Here is a 25,508-nt window from a genome sequence, read left to right as displayed (position 1 = left end):
GGCGCGGCGCCCGAGACACCGCGCGAGGCGCGCCCCTAGCGGCGAATCACGCCGCAGGCGAGCGCCGGTCCCACGTTGTGCGGCGCGCTCGCGTACGGGTCCATGGCCTCGCGGTGCAGCATGATGGCGCGGGAAATGACCGAGCGCACGCCGTCGAGCGAGACGTCCGTCGCCACGATGAAACCGGTTGCCGCGCCGTTCGCGTCCGCGTGAATGTTGCCGAGTTCGCCCTCGAGACGGCTCGACGCGCGCCTGCGCTCCGAGGGCAGCGCGAATACCGGGCTGGTGTCCTGGTCGTTGACGGCGATGCAGTCGCCGCGCTCATGCACGGTCAGCGCGTGGTCGCTGTTGGGCGGCATGTCGGTGAGGCTGTAGGAGACTTGCACGCCGTCGGCGCGCTCGATCAGCGTGATGGTGCCGCGCGCGGCATTGCCGGGCGTCGGCTGGAGCACCGCGTCCGCGCGTTTTTCGTGGTTCTGGAAGATGAGGCCGCAGCCGCTCAGCATGACGCTGCACGCGGCCGTCGCGATCAAGGCGTGGAGCGCCTTCCCGTCGAATCTGATTCTCATGCGATCCTCTCGGCGGCCCGCTGACGCCCTGTGCATCCACGCTGCCGCGCATCGAAGGCGACATGATACCGCGAGCCGCGCCGCACAAGGCTCGCGGTGATCCGTTGCTGCGCTCCGCTCAGGTGTTCTGCACCACGATGCTCGGGAACTTCGAGCTCATGTCGCGCTGCCGGTCGGCCACCGCGATCGCGACGCGCCGTGCAATCGCGCGATAGGTCTCCGCAATGCGGCTCTCCGGCTGCGACACGACAGTCGGCTGCCCGGCGTCGGTGCGTTCGCGGATGGCGATGTCGAGCGGCAGCTGCCCCAGGATCTCGACGCCGTATTCCTTCGCCATGCGCTCGCCGCCGCCCGCGCCGAAGATGTGCTCTTCATGGCCGCAGTTCGAACAGATGTGCGTGCTCATGTTCTCGACGATACCGAGAATCGGAATGCCGACTTTCTCGAACATCTTCAAGCCCTTCTTGGCGTCCAGCAACGCGATGTCCTGCGGCGTCGTGACGATCACCGCGCCCGTCACCGGCACCTTCTGCGCCAGTGTCAGCTGGATGTCGCCGGTTCCGGGCGGCATGTCGATAACCAGATAATCCAGGTCCTGCCAGTTGGTCTGCCGCAGCAATTGTTCGAGCGCGGACGTGACCATCGGACCGCGCCAGACCATCGGGTTGTCCTGCTCGATCAGAAAGCCGATGGAGTTGGCCTGGATGCCGTGGCCGATCAGCGGGTTCATCGTCTGGTTGTCGGGCGACTCCGGGCGGCCCGTGATGCCGAGCATCATGGGCAGCGAGGGACCGTAGATGTCGGCGTCCAGCATGCCGACCGATGCGCCTTCCGCTGCGAGCGCCAGCGCGAGGTTCGCAGCCGTCGTGCTCTTGCCGACGCCGCCCTTGCCCGATGCCACTGCAATGATGTTCTTGACGCCCGGCAGCAGTTTGACGCCGCGCTGCACGGTATGCGCCACTACCTGCGACGAAACGTCCACCTTCACGTCCGACACGCCGGCAATCTGCCGCAGCGCGCCCGCCACCTGCTCGCGGATGGTGTCGAACTGCGACTTCGCCGGATAGCCGAGCACCACGCTCACCGCGACCGTCGAGCCTTCGACGGACACGCTGCGAAAACTTTTCGTATCGACGAACTTGCGATGGGTATTCGGATCGGTCAGTGTGGCGAGTGCGGTGTCGATCTGCGCGCGATCAATGCTCATTGGGGCTCCATGGAACGCTTGTTGCTCTCCGCTTGCGGCGCATTGCAACAAACTGACGAAATTGAAAGTAATTGTTATGAGCCGTTGCGCGTGGCTCGCGTGCGCTGCACTATCCCGCAGCAATTGTTTCCGGGGACGCATCGTACGGGACGCTCGGGCAGGTTCCTCGTTATTGTAGAGGCTCGTCCGGAGGCCCGTTTGAAGACCCTCCCGCACTGTCGGCGCCTGCCGCCGAATGCTTGTCGATTCAAAGGAGATCAAAGATGAATACGAAGTTGATGACTCGCCTGTCCGTGCTCGCCATCGCGGGCTCCATCCTTGCCGGCTGCCAGACGCAGCAGGGCACCAACACGGCAGTCGGCACCGGCGCGGGCGCCGCGACCGGCGCGGCGATCGGCGCGATCTTCGGCGGCGGCAAGGGCGCGGCGATCGGCGCGGGCGCCGGCGCGGCGGCGGGCGGCATCGTCGGCTACAACTGGCAGGCCATCCGCAACAAGATTTCCGGCGACTCGAAGGGCACGGGCACGCAGGTGACCGAGCAGCAGGACGGTTCGCTGAAGGTGAACATTCCGAATTCGATCTCGTTCGATACGAACAGCTATGCCATCAAGCCTTCGTTCGATCCGGTGCTGAACTCGGTCACGCAGACGCTGCAGCAGCATCCGGAACTGGTGGCCAACGTCATCGGCCATACGGACAACACCGGCCAGCCGGCCTACAACCAGACGCTGTCGCAGAATCGCGCGCAGAGTGTCGCGTCGTACATCGCGACGCACGGCGTGGCGGCGCAACGTTTGTCGTCGCAGGGCATGGGCCAGAACCAGCCGATCGCCGACAACTCGACGGAAGCCGGCCGTGCCCAGAATCGTCGCGTGGAGATTTATCTGCGCGCAACGGCACAGCCGGGACAGGTACAGTAATCGGTTGATCTGAAAGGAGAATTCGCCGCGCCGAGAGCGTTGCGGCGAGGGTTGCGGCACGAATGCGCAAGCGTCTGAAAAAAATTTGAAACTTGAACGCGCGGCGCGTGTCTGTCTTTACGGTAGGTGGATGGCCACGCCATCGCCTGCCATTCTCCTCTTGTCGTTGTTGCTCCGGGGCCCAATTGGACCCCGGTTTTTTTTGTGCGTACGGTTTGTGAACGCACCGGACTGATCACGCCACCGAGATTTTGAGACGCTTGCCGAGCGACAGGAACGCCGCTTCGATGGTCTCCAGCTTCGACGAATGACGCGGGTTCAGCAGGCGATCCACTTGCGGCATGTGGATGTTGAGCCGACGCGCGAGCTCTGCCTTGCGGACGCCCTGGCGAAGCATTTCGTTCTGCAAGAGCACCTTCGAGACGACCAGCGCCGGCAAGGACACGACTGGCTGGCCCTTTCCTGCCTTGGATGGCATGGGCACTTCGCGCTTTTCGTCGAAGTAAGCCTCGATTACCGTTTCGAGCGCGTCTAGTGCGTTCAAGAGGGCCTCGTCCTCGTCGTCACCGACTGAAACCGCCTCTGGAATATCCGGAAACGTAACCAGATAAGTGTTGTTGGTGTCGAGTTCCAGATTGACTGGATAAGACAGCATGATGGTGGATTCTCCGAAGAACATGGCAACCCCGCTTATTTCAATCCAAGTTGTTTCTTGATCTGCTGAACCAGCCCCGTTCCGATTTCCTTGCTGCCGTGATCGGGGAAGGAGCTGATCCTGCCGTTGAGGGTCAAGCGAAAATGGCTGCCTTTTCCCGGCTTCATTTCTACCCCTTGCTCGCGCAGCCACCTTCTGAACTCACTGTACTTCATACACTTCGATCTCCAACGTGTTCAATCGGAGCGCTGAAGATACAACACGAATGTTATCCCTCGCTAAGCGAAAAATGCAACTTTTTTGATGTATTTTTTCGATGCTGGAAAGCATCAAATCAAGGCTTGCGAGGCATGAGGCGTCTGCCCATCATCGCCCTGCTAGAATCGATCTTTCGCCGATTTGATAATCCTTGCACTTCCTCCAGGCCGCGCCTCCATGTCAGCACCGATTCCAGCCACCGCCGCCACCGCGCCCGCCGCTTCAACGCCCGATAGCGGCCGCCGCCAGGTCCTCGTCACGTCCGCGCTCCCTTACGCGAACGGTCAGATCCACATCGGCCATATGGTCGAGTACATTCAGACGGACATCTGGGTTCGCACGCTGCGCATGCATGGCCATGAGGTCTATTACGTCGGCGCCGACGACACCCACGGCACGCCCATCATGCTGCGCGCCGAGAAGGAAGGCATCACGCCGAAACAGCTGATCGAGCGCGTGTGGAAGGAACACAAGCGCGATTTCGACAGCTTCGGCATCTCCTTCGACAACTACTACTCCACCGACGCCGAGGAAAACCGCACGCTCTGCAATTCGATCTACGCCGCGCTGCAACAGGCCGGCCTGATCGAGGCACGTGACATCGAGCAGGCCTACGATCCGGTCAAGGAAATGTTCCTGCCGGACCGCTTCATCAAGGGCCAGTGCCCGAAGTGCGGCGCCAAGGACCAGTACGGCGACAACTGCGAAGTGTGCGGTTCGACCTACCAGCCCACCGAGCTCATCAATCCGTATTCGGTCGTCTCGGGCGCCACGCCGGTCCGCAAGACCTCGACCCATTACTTCTTCCGCCTGTCCGACCCGCGCTGCGAATCGTTCCTGCGCGGCTGGGTCAGCGGGCTCGCGCAGCCGGAAGCGACCAACAAGATGCGCGAATGGCTCGGCGACAAGGGCGAGGCCAAGCTCGCCGACTGGGACATCTCGCGCGACTCGCCCTACTTCGGCTTCGAAATTCCGGGCGCGCCGGGCAAGTACTTCTACGTGTGGGTGGACGCGCCGGTCGGCTATTACGCGAGCTTCAGGAATCTTGCGGACCGTCTCGGCCTCGCGTTCGACGACTGGGTGAAGCCCGGCTCCACGACCGAGCAGTATCACTTCATCGGCAAGGACATCCTGTATTTCCACACGCTGTTCTGGCCGGCCATGCTCGAATTCTCCGGCCATCGCACGCCCACGAACGTGTTCGCGCACGGCTTCCTGACCGTCGACGGCGCCAAGATGTCGAAGTCGCGCGGCACCTTCATCACGGCGCAGAGCGTGATCGACACGGGCATCAACCCCGAGTGGCTGCGCTACTACTTCGCGGCGAAGCTGAACAGCACGATGGAAGACATCGACCTGAACCTGGAGGACTTCCAGGCGCGCGTGAACAGCGATCTGGTCGGCAAGTACGTGAACATCGCGAGCCGGGCAGCCGGCTTCCTGATCAAGCGCTTCGAAGGCCGCGTGCAGGACAGCGCGATGAACCATCCGCTGCTCGGCCAGTTGCGTGCGGCCATTCCGCAGATCGCCGGGTTCTACGAAGCCCGCGAATATGGCCGCGCGCTGCGCACGACCATGGAACTGGCTGACGCCGTCAACGCCTACGTCGATACCGCGAAGCCCTGGGATCAGGCAAAGGACCCGGCCAACAGCGTCGCGCTGCATGAAACCTGCAGCGTGAGTCTCGAAGCGTTCCGCCTGCTGTCGCTGGCGCTGAAGCCGGTGTTGCCGAAGCTCATCGAGGCCGTGGAAGCGTTCCTCGGCATCGCGCCGCTGGTGTGGACGGACGCGGCGCGGCCGCTGTCGTCGGCGAATCCGATCAACGCGTACAAGCACCTGACCACGCGCGTCGATCCGAAGCAGATCGAGGCCTTGCTCGCGGCCAACCGCGAATCGCTGCAGCCGGGCGCGGAAGCGGCCACAGCGGCGGCCGCACCGGCATCGACCGCCAAGAAGGACGCCAGGCCGAAGCAGGACCAGACGGTCCAGACGGACGAGAGCGGCATCATCTCCATCGACGATTTCGCGAAGATCGACCTGCGCATCGCGAAGATCGTCGACTGCAAGGCCGTCGAAGGCTCCGACAAGCTGCTGCAACTCACGCTCGACATCGGCGAGGAGAAGACGCGCAACGTGTTCTCCGGCATCAAGTCGGCGTATCAGCCGCAGGACCTGATCGGCAAGCTCACGGTCATGGTCGCCAATCTCGCGCCGCGCAAGATGAAGTTCGGCCTGTCCGAAGGGATGGTGCTGGCGGCGTCGGCGGCTAACGAGAAGGCGGAGCCGGGCCTCTACATCCTCGAGCCGCACAGCGGCGCGAAGCCCGGCATGCGCGTGAAGTAAGCGCGCCACAAGGCATCGCTGCAAAGACAAAGGGCACGCAAATCGCGTGCCCTTCTTTCTTTCAGCCACGCGCTTGTGCCTGAAGAAGCTCAGTCCGCGTCGCCCGGCGGCGAGGCCTCAGTCGACGACGCCCCGGAAGCCGCCGCAGCCGAGTCCGCGGCAGACGCGACCGCCCGCGAAGACGCCCCCGACCACAACCGCGCCCACGAACTGAACCTGCGCGTGTAGGACAGATCGACGCCCTGATACGTGCCGCCATACACCGTCACGGCCCAGAAGCGCGACAGGTTGAGCGTCGCCTTGACCGCGTTGGCCGCCGATTGCAGCCCTTGCTCGTAGCCGATCACGAGGCGCTCGTTGATCGCCTTCGAGAGCAGCACGACTTGCGGATCGGTCAGGCCCACTTCGCTCGACCCCACCGTGAACTCGTCCAGCCCGACCGTCTGCGCGATCTTCGCGCCGCCCTTGCTGCCGAGCAGCGCGAGCGCGCTCGTCATCGCGCTCTGCTGGCCGACGTTGTTGCCCTGATCCGTACCGTGCCCGAACAGCAGCCACGAGAGCTTCTCGTTGTCGGGCACGCTCGGCTCGGAGATCAGCCGCGCGACCGGCGCCTGCACGGTGCCGGTCACCTGCACGCCGGCCTCGACTTCCTGATTGCGCCGCATCGCCAGGATGTTGATGCCCGGATTCGCCACCGGCCCGTTGAAGGTGAAGAAGCCGTTCTCGATGTTCAGCTTGCGCCCGAACGCGGTGTACGACGAGCCGGGCGTCGTCACGCGCACGTTGCCGACGGCGCGCAGCGGCATGTTCGGCGCGCTCGTCGCCGTGATCGAGCCGGCCAGCCCGAGATCCGCGCCCGCGCCCTTGAAGCGGAAGCGCTGGCCCAGATTGATCTCGATGTTCGCGCGCGGCGTGAACGGCCCCACCGGCTTGCCGGTCGCGGCCGTGAGCTGCTGGTTCTCGCCCTTGATGGTGCCGTCGGGGCGTTCGATCACCACGTCGTCGCCGAGCTTCGGCGCGGACGACTCCGGCAAGTCGATCAGCGCGTGATCGACGGTGAACTTGCCGTCGATCGCCATGCCGCCCTCCAGCCCCGCGTTGGCGATCTTCGCCTCGCCCGAGAGCGTGAGTTCGCGGTCCGGCGAGGCGAACAGCTCCAGCTTGTCCGCGATGATGCTCGCCGTCAGGTCGGGCTGCTGCTGGTCGAGCCGCACCTTGCCGGTTGCGCGCAGCGTGCCGCTCGCGCCATGAAACTCGACGCGCTGGAAATCCACAAGATTCTCCGCCAGCGCGATCCGGATGATGCCGTCCTTCAGCTGCACGCCCTGATCGACGACCGTCGCGGAGAGGTTGTCGCCCGTCAGCGAGCCCGACAGCGTCGGCTTCGCGACGATACCCGCGATCACCAGCTTCAGCGCCATCCGGCCGCCAAGCAGATAGTTCGCGCCGAGCAGGCCGCCGGTCGTGCGCAGTTCGGGAATATTGGCGTCGACGGCGCCGGTGAGCGGCGCGTTGTCGTCGACGGTGAGCATGCCGTCGCGGTTCACGAGCGGCGTGTGCACGTTCGTGTCGATCACGCCGATGCGGCTCGCCTGCGCGTGCAGCGACGCGTTGAGCCGGTTGCCGCCGGAGAAGTCCGCGCGCGCCGTGATGTCCGAGACGCCGAGCGCGGCCACGCCGCGCGTCCCGTCGATGGTCACGTCGCCGGCGCGCCGCTTGATCTGTACGTGGCCCGTCGCCGTGGTGCCGAGCGAGAAGTCCCAGTCGCCGTCGAAGACGAGGTCGGTGCGGATCGGCGGCTCCGCGCCCGTCAGTTCCTGACGCACTTCGAGCAGATGCGGCACCGACAGATTCGTCAGCGTGCCCGCCGACTGGATCCGGCCATGCTCCATCGCGAAGGACTTGAGGCTCAGCACCGCGCCTTCGGCAACCAGCCGCGTCGCGCCGAGCACGAGCCGCTGCGGCCCGTAGCTCACGGTCAGCGGCGTTTCGAGATTGACCGAGGGCGTGCCCTTGTTCGACAGCTTCGTGATCGTGCCGTCCCAGTGCGGACCGTCGGGCGCGTCGGTGAACTTGCCGTTCGCGCCGAGCGCGAGATTGACCGGCTGGCCGCGCACCTTGCCGGTCGCGGTCACGTCGAGCGTGTGATGCGCGCGCGTGCCGTTCAGGCTGGCGTCGAGATTCGCGACCTCGATGCCGTCCGTGCTCGCGTCGCGCGCCTTCAGCGTGAAGACGAGCGCGCCGTTCGCGCCGTCGCGGATATCGGCGCGGCCTTCCGCGTGGCCCAGCCGGTTGGCGCCGAACACGAGGCCATCGGCCTGATAATTCGCCGCGACGTTCGGATGCGCGATCGAGCCGGTCAGGTCGCCGTCCGCCTTGACCGTGCCGGCGATGCCGAAGCCGAGCCGTTCGAGCGCGGGCGCATCGACACGAAAGCGCAGCCGGTCGCCGGGCGCACCGAAGCTGCCGTTCAGATCGACATCGTTGCCCGCCACCGACAGCGACGCCTTGCTCGGCAACAGGCGCGTGCCCGCGACCTGCACGGTGCCCTCGCCGGTCAGCGGCAGGTTGTCGTACATGCTGTCGTTGAGCTTGAACGTGGCTTTTGCTGTCAGCGTCGGCGCGAGCGTGCCGGCGGCGGCAAGCGTGCCGTTCACGCGCGCTTCCACTGGCCGCGCGGCCGGCACGGGTTTCTTCGCGGCGCCCTTCTTCACCGGCGCGGGCTTCTGCGCGATCAGTTGCTGTTGCAGCAGCAGCGGATTGAAGTCGACGAACTTCGCCTTCAGGTCATAGCTGGAGTTCGCGTCCTTCTTCAGCACGCCGTTCGCCTCGACGCGGCCACGGCCCACCGTCAGCTTCACTTCGTCGAGCGTGGTTTGCTGCGGGTCGAGCCTGACCTTGGCCTGGGCGCGAAGGGTCGCTTTCGGATCGTTGAGGTCGGCGCTGATGCTCTGCTTGTCGCCGTCCAGCACGATGCCGATGGGACCGGAGAAATCGGTGGGACGCAGGGTCGGTTCGATCGCGTTGAGGTCGAGCTTCGCCACTTTCAGGTCGAACTTGCCCTTGCCGCCCGCCAGCGATCCGCCGCCGGTCACGGTCGCGTTCTTCAGGAGCCGCACGTCAAGGTTCGTGATGGTCTGCGCGGAGGCGTCGAGCCGGACGTCGGCGTGCGCGTCGATGAGCGGCAGCAGCTTCTTGTCGATGGAACCCGGCTTCGCGTTGACGATCGACACCGGGCCGCTCACGACGAAGCCCTTCGCATCCGCGCCTTCGACCGGTTTCACTTCGGCGCGCACGGCCAGGTCCGCCTCGGGCGCCGCCGGGCTGAAGGCCTGCGGATTCACGTGATCGAAGGTGACGAGCGCGGACTTGAGCGGCACGTCGGCGAACGGCAGCGCTTCGACGTGCGCCCGGCCGTTCAGCTTCATGCCGCTGGCGTCGACATCGGCGATCAGGTCTTCGAGCGAGCCCGACAGCCGCGCGCTGACCGTCACCGCCTCATTGGCGACCTTGCCGGAATACCCGGCGTCGCCCGACAGCGGGAAAGGCCGCGCGCCGCCGTCCAGCTTGAGCGCCGCCGTCACCGCGCCGAACGGGGTATCGAGCCGCTGCACGGTCGCCTGGTGATGCTGGCCGTCGCTGCGGCCACTGACGAGCAGGCGCGAGAACTCGGTGGTCGTCGTGCCCTGGTGCAGGCGCAGCTTTTCCAGCGACACATCGTTGATGACGAGCTGGATCGGAATGCGCAGATCCTTCGGCAATTCCGTCTTCTTGCTGGGCTCATTCGACGGCGCAATGCGCGCATCAACCGTCCCCACGTGCAGATAGTCGATCGTGAAACGCAGCGGCTCGCGCGTCAGCGCCCAGCGGCCCGAGACGCTGTCCACCGCGATGTCCGTCCCCTTGCCGTCCCTCCAGTGGACGTCGCGCAGGCGCAGGCCGGTGGCGATCGCGCCGCCGTCGAGCGTGCCGGTCAGTTGCCCCTTGAGCAGCGACGTGGCCGCGTTCCATGCATAGCGCGTACCGCGCTCGGTGTTCAGCACGTACAGGACCGTGCCGATCGCCAGCCCCGCGATCAGCAGCACGACCAGCACCAGCACGCCGAGCCAGCGCGCGAGCCGCCGCGCGGCGCTACCGCGAGGCGGAGGCGGCGGCGCAGAAGTGCCCGCGCCGGCTTCGTTGCCGGGCGGCGGGGCTTCAGCGTCGCGGTGCGGGGTCGGCTCGGTCATGCGGGTTCACGGTTCCGTATCAAGGTTCTCATGCGCGTCAGAAGGCGATACCGAGCGTCAGGTACGGCTTGATGCTCTTGTTCTTCAGGCCATATGCCAGATCGACATTGACCGGCCCGACCGGACTGCGCCAGCGCACGCCAACGCCCACACCCGGCTCGAACACGCGCTCGCTCCAGGTATCGGCGGCCGCGCCGATATCGAAAAACATCGCGCCGCCCCAGTCATGCGTGAACCAGTGCTGATATTCACTGCTGCCCGTCATCATGTATTTGGTGGGCAGGATCGAACCGGCCACGTTGTTGCCGATGCTCAGATAGCTGTAGCCACGGACCGAGTTCGCGCCGCCCGCGCGGAACAGCAGCGACGCCGGCACGCCGCTCGACGGCCCGCTCGTGAAGACGCCGCCGAACTCCGCGCGGAACACCAGCAGATCGTTCTTGCCGAGCGGCACGAACTGGAGCGCGTTGGTATAGAGCCGTGCGAAGGTCTGGTCGGTCATCGCGCCCTTCACCGCAAAGCCCGCTTCGGCGCGAATGATGTTGCCGCGGCGGGGAAACAGCGGATCGTCGACATTGCGGCGCACCCAGCTCCACGCCGGCACGAGCGCGCGCGCCGTCGACGGGTTGGGCTCGTTCTGCGTCAGGCGGTCGTCGTAGAAGGTAAGCGAGAAAGTCGTGTCGATGTTCTGCCGCGAACGCGAGCGCTGCACGCCCACCCGGCCGCTGTAGATGTTCGTGCTGGAGACATCGGTGATCGTGTACGAGCCGAACACGGCGTTGACCCAGCCATGTCCGTCGGGCGGCATCGCGAGCTGCACGCGTCCATACTGCTGCGTCTGATCCAGGCGGCCGGAAATGGTGAACGGATACGCGGCGTTGAAGGTGTTCAGGTAGCTGTAGGCGCCCTGGATGTGGAAACCGGTGTCGGTCGCGTAGCCGACGCCATAGCGAATGCTGTTGTACGGATACTCGGACACCTTCAGGTGCAGCGGCGTGTCCTGGGGCTTGTTCACGTCGTTGTCGACGTCGATGGCCACGCTCGCGTAGTACGGCGTGTTCTGCACCTGGCGCTGGAGTTCGTTGATGCGGGCGACGTCGTAGACTTCGCCGGGCTGGATCGGATTCACGTGATCGACGATCCACGCCGGATACCGCCGCGTGCCGCTCACGTCGAGCTTGCCGAGCGTGAAGGTCGGACCGCTGTCGAAGGTGACGGAGAGATCGGCGAGATGCGCGCGCGGATTGATGCGCGCCTGCGAACGCACGATCTTCGCGCCGAGGTAGCGTTTCGATTGCAGCGCGCGCAGCGCGGCGTTCTTCGCGTCGTCCCAGCCGCCCTGCGTGAACGGATCGCCTTCGTTGACCGAGAACGCGAAGCGCGCCGCGTTCTCCTGCGCGCGGTCCTCGGTGGTCACCGCGCCCTTGAAGATGAGCTGCACCGAAGCCACCCGCGTGCGCGGCCCGGGATCGACGCTGATCTTGACGCTGCGCTTGCCGTCCTCGCTCGCGACGTCGGTGCGCACGACCGGCGAGAAATAGCCTTCCGTCGCGACGAGATCGCGTACATCCTTCGGCGCGGCCGTGATGAGGAACTGGATCTGGTCGTCGCTGACGTCGTCGCGCTTGGCGAAGCGGGACAGGTCGAGATTGTCCTTGAGCAGCTTCTTGATGCTGCGCGGCGCGTCGATATCGACGTCGTATTTCGCGAAAGCCGGAGTCGCAAAGCCAAACACGCCCAGCACGCCGCACGCGAGGAATGCGGCGAGCACGGCGGGAAAGCGCCTCGGGCACAACGGCTTGACGCGCAGCGCGCGCAGCGGATCAAACGAACGCCCCGCCAAACGTGACCTCCGGCATCGGGATGACTTGGATTTGAAAGGATGGCAACCGAGCGTGCAGCCGCCGCGTCGTCAGGCTTGCGCGGCGCGGCGGCAGGTTCCGGCGGCGCAGGCGCTATTTCACCACACTGGCGCAGGCCGGCGGCGCATTGCGGGCAGCGAAACGGCACGGACGAGCGCGTTCCGCCTGCCGTTCCACCTGCCGTTTCGCCTGACAGGCGCGCCGGTTGGACGGCACACGGCGCGCGGGGTTCCGCGAATCACGTACGGACGTGCATCTTTCAGCGAGCGGCGTCGGCAGCGCAGGCTTGCGGTAAAATTGCGGCGCGCGGGCAGGAGCGGGCCACAGAGCCGCTTCAAGGAAGGCCACACCGCACCGCGCATCGAACCCCGCATCGACTCAACGGACAACGGAAGCCGGATCATGTACCAGTCGGACATCACCCAGTTCATCAATCAGCTGAAAGAGCAGAAGCCCACGCTGGAAGCCGAGCAACGCCGCGGCCGCGCGCTTTTGTGGGACAAGCAGCCGATCGACCTCGACGAGCGCGGCGAGCAGCAGCAATCGCGCGTGCAGCAGACGCCCTACGTCTACTACCAGAACTTCTGAACGTGAGCGCAGCCGGCCACGAGCCGCCTTCGGCGCCCGAAGCGCGCCGTGAAGGCGCACGGGAAGACCGGGCGGTCGCGCTCGCCGCCCCCGCCACCGATTCGACGCCCGACACCATCGACGGCGTCGCGATCGCGCATCTGTACGGCGAACCGCTGTGGAAGCTCCCCACGGATCTCTACATCCCGCCCGATGCGCTCGAAATCTTCCTCGAAGCCTTCGAAGGCCCGCTGGACCTGCTGCTCTACCTGATCCGCAAGCAGAATTTCAACGTGCTCGACATCCCGATGACGGATGTCACCGCGCAATACCTGGGCTACGTCGACCAGATCCGCGAATCGAATCTGGAGCTTGCCTCCGAATACCTGCTGATGGCCGCGATGCTGATCGAGATCAAGTCGCGCATGCTGCTGCCGGTCAAGAAGGCCGACACCGGCGAGGAAGCCGAGGATCCGCGCGCCGAACTCGTGCGGCGCCTGCTCGAATACGAGCAGATGAAACTCGCGGCGCAGCGCATCGACCAGTTGCCGCAGCTCGGGCGCGACTTCCTGCGTGCCGACATTCATATCGAACAGGCGGCGGAGCAGCGCTTCCCGGACGTCGACATGAACGACCTGCGCGCCGCCTGGGCCGACGTCATCAAGCGCGCGAAGCTGGTCCAGCATCACAAGATCTCGCGCGAGGAGCTGTCCGTGCGCGAGCACATGAGCGTGATCCTGCGACGCCTGCAGACCGCGCGCTTCATGGAGTTCACGGAACTCTTCGACACCTCCCGCGGCGTGCCGGTGGTCGTGGTGAACTTCATCGCGATGCTGGAGCTGTCGCGCGAATCCTTGATCGAGATCACGCAGGCCGAGCCGTATGCGCCGATCTACGTCAGACTCGCGTACGCTCCCGCCTGACACCGCTCACCCCTTGGCTTGTTCAGACGCGGCCGCATCGAGGCCGTGCCGACAGGAGACACCCGCTCGATGAAAGTCATCAGCTCCATTCATGAACTGCGCGACCAGTTGCGCGGCCAGAACCGCACCGCCTTCGTGCCGACGATGGGCAACCTCCACGAAGGCCATCTCTCGCTGATGCGTCTCGCGCGCCAGCACGGCGACCCGGTCGTGGCCAGCATCTTCGTGAACCGCCTGCAGTTCGGCCCGAACGAGGACTTCGACAAGTATCCGCGCACGCTGCAGGACGACATCGAAAAGCTGCAGAAGGAAAACGTCTACGTGCTCTTCGCGCCGACCGAGAAGGACATGTATCCGCAGCCGCAGGAGTATCGCGTGCATCCGCCGCACAATCTCGGAGACATTCTCGAAGGCGAATTCCGCCCCGGCTTCTTCACCGGCGTGTGCACGGTGGTGATGAAGCTGATGTCGTGCGTCCAGCCGCGCGTCGCGGTGTTCGGCAAGAAGGACTATCAGCAGTTGATGATCGTGCGCGCCATGTGCAACCAGTTCGCGCTGCCCACGGAAATTGTCGCGGCCGAGACCGTGCGCGAGGACAACGGGCTGGCGCTCAGTTCGCGCAACCGCTTTCTTTCGGACGCCGAGCGCGCCGAGGCGCCGCAGCTCGCCGCGCAGTTGCAGCGCGTGCGCGAGGCCGTGCTGTCGGGCAATCGCGATATCGCCGCGCTCGAGCGCGAAGCGATGAACGCGCTCGCCGGACGCGGCTGGAAGCCCGACTACATCAGCGTGCGCAAGCGCGTCGACCTGCTGCCGCCGGGCGAGGCGGACGCGGATGCGCCGCTCGTCGTGCTGGCGGCGGCGAAGCTCGGCGCGACGCGTCTGATCGACAATCTGGAAATCTGAAGTATTTCAAGCATCTGAAGGAAGAGGAAAGAAGCACCATGCAGCGCACCTTGCTGAAATCGAAAATCCACCGCGCGACGGTCACGCATTGCGAGCTTCACTACGAAGGTTCGTGCGCGATCGACGAAGACCTGCTCGACGCCGCCAACCTGATGGAGAACGAGCAGATCGACATCTGGAACGTGAACAACGGCGAGCGCCTGACCACGTATGCGATCAAGGGCGAACGCGGCAGCGGCATGATTTCGCTGAACGGCTCGGCCGCGCGGCGGGCGCAACTGGGCGATCTGGTGATCATCGCGGCGTTCGCGCAGGTGGACGAGGAAGAGATCAAGGCAGGCTGGAAACCGGATCTCGTGTTCGTCGATGAGAAGAACCGCATCAAGGGCAGCCGGGATCACGTGCCGGTGCAGAGCTGGACGTAGGGGAAGCGCGTCTCCGCGCCTTGCTGGCGGGGCGCAACGCCGAAATAGCCGTATAGCAGCTAAAACGGATTGAGCTGCTATGCGGCTAAATCCGGGCAAACGGGCCGATTTGATCGCATTCGCCGTTGCCCGGCCCTGGAAAACCTCCGACCGCTAATCAGGCTCGCCCCCTACTTCTTCCCCGCCCACTCCACGATCGGCGCCCACTGCTCCAGATCCTTCTCGACCCGGCTCTTCGCCACGTCCCACACCGTCAAGCCGTGCGCGGCGAGCTGCACGTAGTTCTGCGTGTCGCGCAGGAAGCCGAGCACCGGCAGCTCCAGCCCCTCGACGAAACGATGCAGTTGCTCCGCCGAGCGCGTGCGTGCATCGACCCGCATGCCCACCACGCCAATCTCGATCGCGCCCTTGCGCACCGCCTTTTCCTTCGCCAGACGGGTGAGGAAGTCCTGGGTGGCGAGGATGTCGAACATCGACGGCTGCAGCGGCACGATGACCTTGTCCGCCAGTTCCAGCGCCAGCGCGAGGCGGTTGCCGTGCACGCCGGCGGGCGTATCGACGACGGCTTTTTCCAGACCTTTGGGAGGCTTCGCCGGGGAATCGACATCGACGCCCCATTCCTCGATCTTCGGCAAGGTGTCCACCCGTAGCGAAAGCCACGCGTGGGAGGAGCGCTGCTTGTCGAGATCGGCGAGCGCCACCCATTCGCCCTGCGCTGCGAAATAGCCTGCCAGATTGGTCGCGAGCGTACTCTTGCCTACGCCGCCCTTCGGATTTGCCACCACGATCACGGTCATTAAAGGTCCCGGAGAAAGTTCGGCGCGCCGCCCGGACGAGGCCGGACGACACGCGTTTTCGTCTTTATTGAATGAAATTCCTGGCGGATGCCTGTTTCGAGCGTTGATATTATCGGCAAAAGCGCGACATCCAGCATGTCGTCCGAACGGCCGGGACGATGACTCCCGTCTGTCGTCCCGCTTCCGACCTTCCCATCACCCTCACCGGAACCGCCCACGCCCATGACTTCGCTCCGCCCCGATGTGACGCTCGACTACCTGCGCAATCGTCAGAAAGGCCGCCTGCCCGATCTGCTGGGCGTGCAACTGCTTTCCCTCGATCAGGGCCGCCTGAGCGGAGAACTCGCCATCCGGCCGGAACTGCTCGCGCCCAATGGCTTCCTGCACGCCGCGACCGTGGTCGGCCTCGCGGACACCTGCTGCGGCTATGCGTGCATCGCGCATTTGCCCGAGAACGCCCAGAACTTCACCACGCTCGAATTGAAGAGCAATCACGTCTCGACGGCGCGCGAAGGCAAGATCGTCGCGGCCGCCACGGCGGTGCACCTCGGGCGCAGCACGCAGGTCTGGGACGCAACGGTGACGAACGGCGACGGCAAGCTCATCGCCCTGTTCCGCTGCACGCAGATGATTCTCTACTGATGCCGAGGCCGATGCGGCGGTCCGAACGCCGCCTGTAGCGCGTCCAGGTCGAGCGCCTGGGCGAACGAATCGGCCAGACGATCCAGCGACGCCTCGCGCAGCGCCGGATAGTCGAGCGCCTGCGCGTCCTGCACACCCGCCCACGCGAGCAGGGCCGCGCAGGCTTCGGGGGTATCGAACACGCCGTGCAGATAGGTCGCGGCGATCTGGCCATCGGCGGACACGGCGCCGTCGCAGCGCCCGCCCTCGAGCGCGACCAGCGGCCGTGTCAGCGCCGCGCCGTCCGTGCGGCCCATGTGGATCTCGTAGCCGCGCACGGGCGCATCCGCCGCGCCGACCGTCAACTGCCCGGTCACGTTCTCCAGTTGCTTGTGCGGCGTCAGCACGGTGGCGAGTTCGAGCAAGCCGAGCCCGTCCACACAGCCGGCGGCGCCTTCCACGCCGTCCGGATCGTCGATTTGCCGTCCGAGCATCTGCATCCCGCCGCAGATGCCGAGCACCTTGCCGCCGTAGCGCAGATGCCGCTCGATCGCGCGGTCCCAGCCGTGTTCGCGCAACCAGGCGAGATCGCGCTGCACGCTCTTCGAGCCGGGCAACACGATGAGATCCGCCGGCGGCGGCGCGACGCCCGCGCGAATGTAGCTGAAATCGACCTGCGGGTGCGCCCGCAGCGCATCGAAGTCCGTGTGATTGCTGATGCGCGGCAACGCCGGCACGATCACCTTCAGCGCCGGCGCACGGCCGCGCGCGTGCGGCTGGCTCGGCAGCATGTCTTCGGCATCGAGCGTGAGGCCGTGCAGAAACGGCAGCACGCCGAACACCGGCTTGCCCGTCTGCGCTTCGAGCCAGTCGAGGCCGGGCTGCAGCAAGCCGATATCGCCGCGAAACCGGTTGATGACGAAGCCGCGCACGCGCGCGCGCTCGCTCTCCGAAAGACACGCGAGCGTGCCGACGAGGTGCGCGAACACGCCGCCGCGATCGATGTCGGCCACCAGCACGACCGGGCAGTCGACCCGCTCCGCAAAGCCCATGTTGGCGATGTCGTTGTCGCGCAGGTTGATTTCCGCCGGGCTGCCCGCGCCTTCGACGATCACCGCGTCGAACTCGTTGCACAGGCGCGCGTGGGAAGCGAGCACCGCGTCCAGCGCGACGCGCTTGAAGTCGTGATAGGCGCGCGCGTCGAGATTGGCGTGCGCATGGCCGTGGATGATGACCTGCGCGCCCCGGTCGCTGGTCGGCTTGAGCAGCACCGGATTGAAGTCGATGCGCGCCGGCACGCCCGCCGCGACCGCCTGCAACGCCTGTGCGCGGCCGATCTCGCCGCCGTCCACCGTGACCGCGCTGTTCAGCGCCATGTTCTGCGGCTTGAACGGCGCGACCCGCACGCCGCCACGCCGGGCGAGACGGCACAGGCCCGCGACGAGCGTGCTCTTGCCGGCATCGGAGGTGGTGCCCTGGATCATCAGCGTGCCGCGAGGCGTGAAAGACATACCGGCTACATCCTGTGACGAATGACGCGCTATCTTAGCCCGTCAGTACAATGGCGCGATGACCCCGGATCTCACTTTCATCCTCGGCGGCGCGCGCTCCGGCAAGAGCGCGCACGCCGAACGCCTCGCCGACGGCAGCGGACTGCCGGTCACCTATATCGCGACCGCGCGCATCGGCGACGCCGAGTTCGAGCAACGCGTGCAATTGCATCGCGAACGCCGGCCGGCGCACTGGCCGCTGGTCGAAGCGCCGTTCGATCTGGCGCGCGCGCTGCGCAAGGCGGATCGCGCGGATGGCTGCGTGCTGATCGATTGCCTCACGTTGTGGCTCGCCAACCTGCTGTTCTCGTCCGACAACGACGGCGACGACATCGCCGTATTACCCGAGCGCGCCCAGGCCGCCCTCGCCGACTTCGACGCCGCATTGGCCGAGGTGCGCGGCAAGGTTATCGTCGTCAGCAACGAGATCGGGCTGGGCATCGTGCCGCTCGGCTCAGTCACGCGTCTCTATGTGGACGAGCTGGGGCGGCTGAACCAGCGCGTCGCCGCCGCCAGCACACGCGCCGTGCTGATGGCCGCGGGCCTGCCGCTCGTGCTCAAGGGCTGACGGAGGAATCGCTACGATGTTGCTGCTCTCCGTCTACGCCATGGCCTTGCTGGCGGTGCTTGGCGTGATCGTCGACCGGTTGTTCGGCGAACCGCGTGCGCGGCATCCGCTGGTCGGCTTCGGCCAGCTCGCGACGAAGCTCGAAGCGCGCATGAACACCGGTTTCCGCGCCCGGCCCGCGGGCATGCTCGCGTGGTTCGCGCTGGTGGCGCCGCCGGTTGCCGTCGCGTGGCTGCTGGTCAGCGTGCTGCCGTTCGCCTACGCGAGTCTCGTGCACGTGCTGCTGCTCTGGTTCGCGCTCGGCGCAAAGAGTCTGCGCCAGCACATCGCGCCGATTGCACGCGCGCTGAGTTTCGGCGACCTCGACCGCGCCCGCGCGCTGACGGCGCGCATCGTGTCGCGCGATACCTCGCAGGCCGATGAAAACGCCCTCTCGCGCGCGGCGGTCGAATCGGCGCTGGAAAACGGCAACGATGCGATCTTCGGCGCGCTGTTCTGGTTCGCGGTCGCGGGCGGACCGGGCGCGCTGATGTTCCGGCTCGCCAATACGCTCGACGCGATGTGGGGCTATCGCACGCCGCGCTTCCTGCGCTTCGGCTGGGCGGCCGCACGCTTCGACGACGTGCTCAACTTCATTCCCGCGCGCCTGACGGCCGCGAGCTATGCGCTCGCCGGCGACACGCACATGGCCTGGCACTGCTGGCGCACCCAGGCGCGTTCCTGGGACAGCCCGAACGCCGGCCCGGTGATGGCCGCGGGCGCGGGCAGCCTGAACGTGCTGATCGGCGGCGCGGCGGTGTATCACGGCAAGCTGGAGGCGCGGCCGACGCTCGGCGCGGGGCACAGCGCGAATCCGAAGCATGTGGTCGCGGCATTGCGGCTGGTCGAGCGGGCGACCTTGATGTGGCTCGCGGTGCTGCTGGTGCTCGCCGTCGCGAGCGTGACGACGGGCGGCTGACATGACTCACACCACGCAACCTGAAGACGCCGACGCCCCGGTGCGCCACGGCGGCAACCTGTGCGAAGCCGCGCGCCGCTATGACATTCCGTTCGAAGACTGGCTCGATCTCTCGACCGGCATCAATCCTCACGGCTATCCGGTGCCGCCGGTGCCGCCCGATGCCTGGCGCCGTCTGCCCGAAGACGACGACGGTCTCGCCGACATCGCAGCGCTCTACTACGGCGCTCCGCGCGCGTTGCCGGTCGCGGGTTCACAGGCCGCGATCCGCGCGCTGCCGGCGCTGTTGCGGCCGGGCGTCGTGGGCGTCGCGCCGCTGACCTACGGCGAGTACGCGCCCGCATTCCGCCGCGGCGGCCATACGGTCGTGACGCTCGACATTCATACGCAGGCTTTGCCGGATGCGCTCGATCACGTCATCGTCGCGAATCCGAACAACCCGACCGCCGAACTCCTCCCGCGCGACACGCTGCGGCGCTGGCATGAACGGCTGGCTTCGCGCGGCGGCACGCTGATCGTCGATGAAGCGTTCGCCGATGTCGATCCCTCTGCCTCGCTGGCAAGTGACACCGTACGCGAAGGTCTGGTCGTGCTGCGCTCGGTGGGCAAGTTCTTCGGGCTTGCGGGCATCCGCGCGGGCTTCGTGCTGTCCTCGCCTGCCGTCGCCGAGCCATTGCGCGCGATGCTCGGCGCCTGGACCGTGAGCGGCCCGGCGCGGCATGCGGTCGAAGCCGCGTTCGCCGACCGCGCCTGGCAACGCGACACTCGCGCCCGCCTGCATCGCGACGGCGCGCGTCTCGCCGCCTTGCTCGCGGATCACGGACTCGACGCGCGCGGCACGCCGCTGTTCGCATGGATGCCCGTACCGGACGCGGCGGCGCTCCAGCACGAACTCGCGCGACGCGGCATCTGGACGCGTCTCTTCGACCTGCCCGGCATGAAGCCGAGCCTGCGCGTCGGCCTGCCGGGCGCCGAGGGCGACTGGGTGCGTCTGGCGCGCGCGCTGGCGGAGATTCGCGGATGATCGCGCGTGCGCTGCTTGCAAGCGTGCTGATGGCGGTCTGCGTGAATCTGCACGCCGCCATCACCGTCACCGACGACAGCGGCGCCGCCGTCACGCTCGCGCAGCCGGCGCGGCGCGTCGTCAGCCTCGCGCCGCACGTCACCGAACTGCTGTTCGCGGCGGGCGGCGGCGCGCGCGTGGTCGGCGCGGTGAGCTACAGCGACTACCCGAAGGAAGCGCAGGCCATTCCCCGCGTCGGCGACAACAAGGCACTCGATCTGGAACGCATCGTCGCGCTGCATCCGGACCTCATCGTGGTCTGGCGGCATGGCAATGCGGCGCGTCAGCTGGAGCGGCTGAAAGCGCTCGGCGTGCCGATCTATTTCAACGAGCCGAAGCATCTCGCCGATATCGCGACGAGCCTGACCAAGCTCGGCGCGCTGCTCGGCACGCAGGCCACCGCGCGCGCCGCCGCCGATGCCTTCACGAACGACATCGCGCAACTGCGTGAGCGCTATGCCCGGCGACCGCCCGTGAGCGTGTTCTATCAAGTCTGGGACGAGCCGCTGATGACGCTCAATCGCGACAATGTGTTCGATGAAGTGATCACGCTGTGCGGCGGCGTGAACGTGTTCGCGGCCGAGCCGCTGCGCGTGCCGACGGTCTCGGCGGAAGCGGTGCTCGCGGCGAATCCCGAAGCCATCGTCACCGCGACGGCCGGCGCGACGCCGCCGGACCGGCCCTTGCCGGCGTTCGATCGCTGGCGGCGCTGGACCGCGCTGACCGCTGTGGCGCGCGGCAATCTGTTCGGCATCGACGGCGATCTCATCAACCGGCCGACACCCCGCCTCGCGCTGGGCGCGGCGCAACTGTGCCGCGATCTCGACGACGCCCGCGCACGCCGGACCCGCTAGTCACGCGTTCCAGCGCACCAGCAGCCACTGTCCGCGCACGCGCCTGAACCATGCGATGCCGTTGAAATCGAGCGGCCATAGCAGCGCGTGCTCATTCGCGATGCCCAGCATGTGCGCCGCCAGCAGCCGCATCACGCCCGCATGCGCGACGACGTGCACCGTCTGCTCGCCGGCGCAGGTGTCGTCGAACCACGCGATCACGCGGCGCGCGAACTGCACCAGATTCTCGCCGCCATGTGGACGCGCATGCTCGATGTCGGCCGCCCAGGCATCGATGAGCGCGCGCTCGATGCCGTCCCACGCACGCCCTTCCCACGCGCCGAAGTTCATCTCGGCGAGGCGCGGATCGAGATGGACCGGGCCATCCGGCAAAAGCGCACGGGCGAGCGATGCGCAGCGAAGCAACGGACTGGCATGCCAGCCCGCGACGCAGCCAGGCACCTTCAGCGCCTGCATGCGCGCCGCCAACTCGAGCGCCGACTCAGCGACGTCGCGCAGCAAGGGCACATCCGTCTGCCCGTAGCAGACGCCTGCTTCAATGGCCACTTCCGGATGGCGGATCAGAACGAGATCCATGCGAGCCCGACGAGATAGATCGTGATTTCGAACACTTGCTGCGCGAAGCCGAGGCAGTCGCCCGTATAGCCGCCGATGCGCCGCACGAAGTACCGGCCGATCAGCCAGCGCAGCACGCACAGCACGGCAATCGTCACGCCCGCCAGCTTCCAGTCCAGCGCGAACAGCCAGGGCACGCCGAACAGCAGCGCCCAGCCGAACGATGCCCGACTCATGCGCTGCGCGACCGGCCGGGCCTTGCCTTCGGCGCGCACGTAGTCGAGGGTGACGAGATAACTGATCGCAAAGGCGCGGCTCGCGGCGTGCGCGCCGATCATCGTCCATGCGACGCGATACGGCGGCAACGCGGCCAATGCCTGCCACTTGAGCGCCAGCGCGATCACGAGCGCGATCGCCCCAAAAGCGCCGATGCGCGAATCGTGCATGATGCGCAGCGCATCGTCCTTCGTATACGCGCCGCCGAAGGCATCGACGCAATCGGCCAAGCCGTCTTCGTGGAATGCGCCGGTCAGCACGAGCGTTGCGGCCATCGACAGGAGCACGGCGACGCCCGCCGGAAACACCCGCCATGCGGCCAGCCAGACCAGCGCCGCAACGGCGCCTACCAGCACGCCCACCAGCGGAAAATAGCGCGCCGCCGCGTTCAGATAGTCGCGCTCGAAACCGACCCAGCGCGGCACCGGCACGCGCGTGAAGTAGCCGAGCGCGGTGAAGAAGTAGCGCAGTTCGTCGAGCGGGCGCGGCATCTCAGCCGGCCTGATCCGACACGCCCGCCGACTCGAAGCTCGCCATTTCATCGAGGAAGGCGACGGCCGCGCGCAACACCGGCAGCGCGAGCGCCGCGCCGGTGCCTTCGCCCAGACGCAGGTCGAGTTGCAGCAGCGGCGCAGCCCCGAGATGCGCGAGCATGCGCCGATGACCGGTCTCGTCCGATGCATGCGCGAACACGCAGTAGTCGAGCACCGACGGCGCGAGCGTCGCGGCGACCAGCAGCGCCGACGTCGCGATGAAGCCATCGACGAGGATCGTCATGCCCGCACGCGCGGCTTCGAGACACGCGCCGGTCATCATCGCGATCTCGAAGCCGCCGAAGGTCGCGAGGGTATCGACGGCATCGCCGGTATCGGCATGCAGCGCCAGCGCGCGGCCCAGCACCTCGCGCTTGTGCGCGAGACCGCGATCGTCGAGACCCGTGCCGCGGCCGACACAGTCGTCGATCGGCACGCCGCACAGGCGGCTCATCAGGCACGCCGACGACGACGTGTTCGCGATCCCCATCTCCCCGAAGCCGATCACGTTCGTGCCCAACGCCGCATGCCGGCGCACGCACGCCGCGCCGCGCGCGATGGCGTCCAGCGCGGTCGCGCGGGACATCGCGGGCTCGCGCGCGAAGTTGCGCGTGCCGGGGCCGAGCGACTCGCGTTCATAGCCCACGTCCGGACCTGCCTGCGCAGCCGGAATCGGCGTCGCGACGCCCGCATCGACGATCTCCAGCGTCATGCCCACCGAGCGCGACAGCGCATTGATCGCCGCGCCGCCCGCCAGAAAATTCGCGACCATCTGCGTGGTCACTTCCTGCGGATACGAACTCACTCGCTCAGCGGCGATACCGTGATCGGCGGCAAACACGATCATCGCCGGACGCACGATGCGCGGCTTCGTCGTGCGCTGGATCAGTCCTGTTTGCAGCGCGAGCGCTTCGAGCCGCCCGAGGCTGCCGCGCGGCTTGGTCTTCATGTCGATGACGCGGCGCAGTTCGGCTTCGAGCGAACGGTCGAGTGCGGGCGGGAGCGGGATGTCGTTGAGCGTGGACATCGATGTTCCTTCAGAAACGTGGGATGGAAGGCACGAGCGCCTCGTGATCGCCGTCGCGCAGCAGCGCCAACGGATAGCCGAACGCCGCGCTGGCGCGTTCCGGCGTGAGCACCTCGGCGACCGGGCCCGCACAGGCGTGGCCGCGGCCATCGAGCAGCAAGGCATGCGTCGCGAAGCGGCGCGCGAGATTCAGGTCATGGCACGAGAACACGACGGTGCGGGCGGGGCCCGCTGGATGAGCAGTCGCACTCGCCGCCGCGCGTAACGCATGCAGGCACGCGATCTGATGATGCAGGTCCAGATGCGCCAGGGGTTCGTCCAGCAGCAGCAGCGGCGCGTTCTGGCACAGCACGGCCGCGAGCGCGACCCGCTGCCGTTCGCCGCCCGACAGCGTGAGCACGTCGCGCGTCGCGAACGGCGCGAGGCCGAGCGCGTCGAGCGCCGCGTGCGCGGCGGCGCGATCGTCGGCGCTTTCCCAGCCCCAGCCGGTCAGATACGGAAAGCGGTTGAGCAGCACGGTGTCCAGCACACTGGCGCTGAAGGCGTCGTGGGTCGCCTGCGGCATCAGCGCGCGCACGCGTGCAAGCTCCGCGGCACGCCACGACGCAAGCGCGCGGCCATCGAGCGACACGCGGCCCGCCACCGGTGCGCTCAACCCGGCCAGCACGTGGATGAGCGTCGTCTTGCCCGCGCCGTTCGGGCCCGCGATGCACCACATCTCGCCGGGCACGAAGGTCTGCGTCAGGCCGTCGATCAATGTGCGCTCGCCGGCCCGCAGCGCGATGGCGTCGAGATGCAGGTTCATCGCGGTCTCCGCAGCAGCATCCAGAGGAACATCGGCACGCCGGCCAGCGCCGTCACCACGCCCACCGGCAACTGCGCGGGCGCGATCACGGTGCGCGCGGCGAGGTCGGCGGCCATCACCGCGAGACCGCCCGCCAGCGCGGCGGCGGGCATCAGCATGCGTTGATCGTTGCCGAACGCGAGCCGCAGCAGATGCGGCACGACCAGTCCGACAAAGCCGAGCGTACCCGCCGTGGTCACCGCCGCCGCAGCCGCCAGCGATGCGACCAGGTAGACACGCAGACGCAGCCGCGCCACCGGCACGCCGAGCGCCTGCGCGGCGCTGTCGCCGCGCAGCAGCACGTTCAGCTGCGGCGCTACGGGGAGAATCAGCAACAGCGCGAACACCAGCGCCAGCAGTGCGGGCCACGGCGTGGCGGCGCCGTCGAGATCGCCGGTCAGCCAGAAGATCATGCCGCGCAGGCGGTTTTCGGGCGCGACGCTCAGCATCAGCGTGATGAGCGCACCCCAGCCCGATGCAATCACGACGCCCGTCAGCAAGAGCCGCGGCGATGCGTCCTGCGTGCCGCGCCACAGATCACGGCGCGCCAGTCCAAGCACGAGGACGATCGATGCGAACGCGCCGGCGCAGGCGGCGAGATCGACGCCCCACCACGGCAGCGAGACCAGCATTGCCGCCAGCGCGAAGCTGGCCGCGCCGCCCGAGACGCCGAGCACGTAGGGTTCCGCCAGCGGGTTGCGCAGCAGCACCTGCAACAGCGCCCCGGCCAGCGCGAGCAGCGCGCCCGACGCAAAGCCCGCGAGGGCGCGCGGCAGGCGCAGCGTGAGCACGATGTCGTCGGCGATATCGGGCACGGCGGCGCGCGCATTGAAAAGCGCATGAGGCAGCGCATGAACCAGCGCCGCGAACGCGCGCGACGGCGGCAGCGCGACGCTGCCCAGCGCGAGCGAGGCGATCAGCACCGCGCACGCCGCGGCGGCGAGACAGACCCAGATCGCGGCGGCGCGCGCGCCGTTCATGCCGCGCAACCGCTCAGGCGC

24 protein-coding genes are annotated in these 25,508 nt (G+C 67.1%); 11 read left to right on the top strand and 13 right to left on the bottom strand.

The features are described from left to right. Positions 1-35: 35 nt before the first annotated feature. Both QCE62_RS03510 and apbC read right to left on the bottom strand, forming a co-directional pair. The gene (locus tag QCE62_RS03510; RefSeq protein ID WP_309914363.1) at positions 36-569 is read right to left on the bottom strand and encodes a superoxide dismutase family protein; all 534 of its coding nucleotides are present in this window, start codon (positions 567-569) and stop codon (positions 36-38) included. 118 nt (positions 570-687) lie between these two features. Beyond that, the gene (gene apbC, locus QCE62_RS03505; RefSeq protein WP_309914360.1) at positions 688-1,776 is read right to left on the bottom strand and encodes an iron-sulfur cluster carrier protein ApbC; all 1,089 of its coding nucleotides are present in this window, start codon (positions 1,774-1,776) and stop codon (positions 688-690) included. 263 nt (positions 1,777-2,039) lie between these two features. Here apbC and QCE62_RS03500 point away from each other — a divergent pair, with 263 nt between their 5' ends. Continuing rightward, on the top strand, positions 2,040-2,696 hold the full coding sequence (locus tag QCE62_RS03500) for an OmpA family protein (RefSeq protein WP_309914358.1): 657 nt from the start codon (positions 2,040-2,042) through the stop codon (positions 2,694-2,696). 235 nt (positions 2,697-2,931) lie between these two features. Here the strand turns inward: QCE62_RS03500 and QCE62_RS03495 are convergent, their stop codons facing one another. Further along, entirely contained in the window at positions 2,932-3,351 is a 420-nt protein-coding gene (locus QCE62_RS03495) for a type II toxin-antitoxin system HicB family antitoxin (protein ID WP_309914354.1), read from the bottom strand. 35 nt (positions 3,352-3,386) lie between these two features. Then, positions 3,387-3,566, bottom strand: a complete 180-nt coding sequence (locus tag QCE62_RS03490) for a type II toxin-antitoxin system HicA family toxin (protein WP_309914351.1) — start codon at positions 3,564-3,566, stop codon at positions 3,387-3,389. A gap of 220 nt (positions 3,567-3,786) precedes the next feature. On the opposite strand from QCE62_RS03490, the gene metG reads away from it, so the two are divergent. Continuing rightward, positions 3,787-5,952 (top strand): methionine--tRNA ligase, encoded by a 2,166-nt coding sequence (gene metG, locus QCE62_RS03485; protein WP_309914348.1) that lies wholly within the window; start codon positions 3,787-3,789, stop codon positions 5,950-5,952. An 89-nt stretch (positions 5,953-6,041) separates the two neighbouring features. Here the strand turns inward: metG and QCE62_RS03480 are convergent, their stop codons facing one another. Then, on the bottom strand, positions 6,042-10,181 hold the full coding sequence (locus QCE62_RS03480) for a translocation/assembly module TamB domain-containing protein (protein ID WP_309914345.1): 4,140 nt from the start codon (positions 10,179-10,181) through the stop codon (positions 6,042-6,044). A 37-nt stretch (positions 10,182-10,218) separates the two neighbouring features. After that, entirely contained in the window at positions 10,219-12,024 is a 1,806-nt protein-coding gene (locus QCE62_RS03475) for an autotransporter assembly complex protein TamA (protein ID WP_409017780.1), read from the bottom strand. A gap of 418 nt (positions 12,025-12,442) precedes the next feature. On the opposite strand from QCE62_RS03475, the gene QCE62_RS03470 reads away from it, so the two are divergent. The 4 genes from QCE62_RS03470 to panD all read left to right on the top strand — a co-directional run bounded on the left by QCE62_RS03470 (position 12,443) and on the right by panD (position 14,861). Beyond that, on the top strand, positions 12,443-12,631 hold the full coding sequence (locus QCE62_RS03470) for a DUF3460 family protein (RefSeq protein ID WP_309811417.1): 189 nt from the start codon (positions 12,443-12,445) through the stop codon (positions 12,629-12,631). Positions 12,632-12,747: 116 nt separating this feature from the next. Then, the gene (locus QCE62_RS03465) at positions 12,748-13,533 is read left to right on the top strand and encodes a ScpA family protein (protein WP_309919587.1); all 786 of its coding nucleotides are present in this window, start codon (positions 12,748-12,750) and stop codon (positions 13,531-13,533) included. Between the two features lie 69 nt (positions 13,534-13,602). Beyond that, a complete protein-coding gene (gene panC, locus QCE62_RS03460; protein WP_309914340.1) occupies positions 13,603-14,436 on the top strand; it encodes a pantoate--beta-alanine ligase in 834 nt (277 codons plus the stop codon). A gap of 38 nt (positions 14,437-14,474) precedes the next feature. Continuing rightward, the gene (gene panD / locus QCE62_RS03455) at positions 14,475-14,861 is read left to right on the top strand and encodes an aspartate 1-decarboxylase (protein ID WP_309914336.1); all 387 of its coding nucleotides are present in this window, start codon (positions 14,475-14,477) and stop codon (positions 14,859-14,861) included. Between the two features lie 170 nt (positions 14,862-15,031). Here the strand turns inward: panD and QCE62_RS03450 are convergent, their stop codons facing one another. After that, positions 15,032-15,658, bottom strand: a complete 627-nt coding sequence (locus QCE62_RS03450) for a ParA family protein (RefSeq protein WP_309914332.1) — start codon at positions 15,656-15,658, stop codon at positions 15,032-15,034. Between the two features lie 222 nt (positions 15,659-15,880). Here QCE62_RS03450 and QCE62_RS03445 point away from each other — a divergent pair, with 222 nt between their 5' ends. Continuing rightward, positions 15,881-16,300, top strand: a complete 420-nt coding sequence (locus QCE62_RS03445; RefSeq protein WP_309914330.1) for a PaaI family thioesterase — start codon at positions 15,881-15,883, stop codon at positions 16,298-16,300. Here the strand turns inward: QCE62_RS03445 and QCE62_RS03440 are convergent. Beyond that, the gene (locus QCE62_RS03440) at positions 16,294-17,790 is read right to left on the bottom strand and encodes a cobyric acid synthase (RefSeq protein WP_309914328.1); all 1,497 of its coding nucleotides are present in this window, start codon (positions 17,788-17,790) and stop codon (positions 16,294-16,296) included. The two genes, QCE62_RS03445 and QCE62_RS03440, sit on opposite strands and share 7 nt — an antisense overlap. A gap of 58 nt (positions 17,791-17,848) precedes the next feature. On the opposite strand from QCE62_RS03440, the gene cobU reads away from it, so the two are divergent. From cobU to QCE62_RS03420, 4 genes are read left to right on the top strand one after another with little or no spacing between them, the layout of a single operon-like run. Next, positions 17,849-18,397 carry a bifunctional adenosylcobinamide kinase/adenosylcobinamide-phosphate guanylyltransferase gene (cobU, locus tag QCE62_RS03435; protein WP_309914326.1) on the top strand — a complete coding sequence of 183 codons (549 nt, stop codon included), beginning with the start codon at positions 17,849-17,851 and terminating at the stop codon, positions 18,395-18,397. Between the two features lie 16 nt (positions 18,398-18,413). After that, positions 18,414-19,355, top strand: a complete 942-nt coding sequence (gene cbiB / locus QCE62_RS03430; protein ID WP_309807520.1) for an adenosylcobinamide-phosphate synthase CbiB — start codon at positions 18,414-18,416, stop codon at positions 19,353-19,355. 1 nt (position 19,356) lies between these two features. Continuing rightward, a complete protein-coding gene (cobD, locus tag QCE62_RS03425; RefSeq protein WP_309914323.1) occupies positions 19,357-20,379 on the top strand; it encodes a threonine-phosphate decarboxylase CobD in 1,023 nt (340 codons plus the stop codon). After that, positions 20,376-21,272 carry a cobalamin-binding protein gene (locus QCE62_RS03420; RefSeq protein ID WP_309914321.1) on the top strand — a complete coding sequence of 299 codons (897 nt, stop codon included), beginning with the start codon at positions 20,376-20,378 and terminating at the stop codon, positions 21,270-21,272. Before cobD ends, QCE62_RS03420 begins: the two co-directional genes overlap by 4 nt. Here the strand turns inward: QCE62_RS03420 and QCE62_RS03415 are convergent, their stop codons facing one another. From QCE62_RS03415 to QCE62_RS03395, 5 genes are read right to left on the bottom strand one after another with little or no spacing between them, the layout of a single operon-like run. After that, a complete protein-coding gene (locus QCE62_RS03415; protein ID WP_309914318.1) occupies positions 21,273-21,848 on the bottom strand; it encodes a histidine phosphatase family protein in 576 nt (191 codons plus the stop codon). It abuts the gene before it with no gap. Further along, on the bottom strand, positions 21,833-22,594 hold the full coding sequence (locus tag QCE62_RS03410; RefSeq protein WP_309914315.1) for an adenosylcobinamide-GDP ribazoletransferase: 762 nt from the start codon (positions 22,592-22,594) through the stop codon (positions 21,833-21,835). The genes QCE62_RS03415 and QCE62_RS03410 overlap by 16 nt, the downstream gene beginning before the upstream one ends. A gap of 1 nt (position 22,595) precedes the next feature. Beyond that, positions 22,596-23,663 (bottom strand): nicotinate-nucleotide--dimethylbenzimidazole phosphoribosyltransferase, encoded by a 1,068-nt coding sequence (gene cobT, locus QCE62_RS03405; RefSeq protein WP_309914312.1) that lies wholly within the window; start codon positions 23,661-23,663, stop codon positions 22,596-22,598. A gap of 10 nt (positions 23,664-23,673) precedes the next feature. Beyond that, positions 23,674-24,468, bottom strand: a complete 795-nt coding sequence (locus QCE62_RS03400; RefSeq protein WP_309914309.1) for an ABC transporter ATP-binding protein — start codon at positions 24,466-24,468, stop codon at positions 23,674-23,676. Further along, positions 24,465-25,487 carry an iron ABC transporter permease gene (locus QCE62_RS03395; RefSeq protein WP_309919584.1) on the bottom strand — a complete coding sequence of 341 codons (1,023 nt, stop codon included), beginning with the start codon at positions 25,485-25,487 and terminating at the stop codon, positions 24,465-24,467. The genes QCE62_RS03400 and QCE62_RS03395 overlap by 4 nt, the downstream gene beginning before the upstream one ends. Between the last annotated feature and the right edge of the window lie 21 nt (positions 25,488-25,508).

The sequence above is a fragment of the Caballeronia sp. LZ033 genome (genome assembly GCF_031451265.1).
Lineage (GTDB): Bacteria > Pseudomonadota > Gammaproteobacteria > Burkholderiales > Burkholderiaceae > Caballeronia.
Note: the sequence above shows the minus strand (reverse complement) of the source record. Positions and strands in the feature narration are given on the sequence as shown.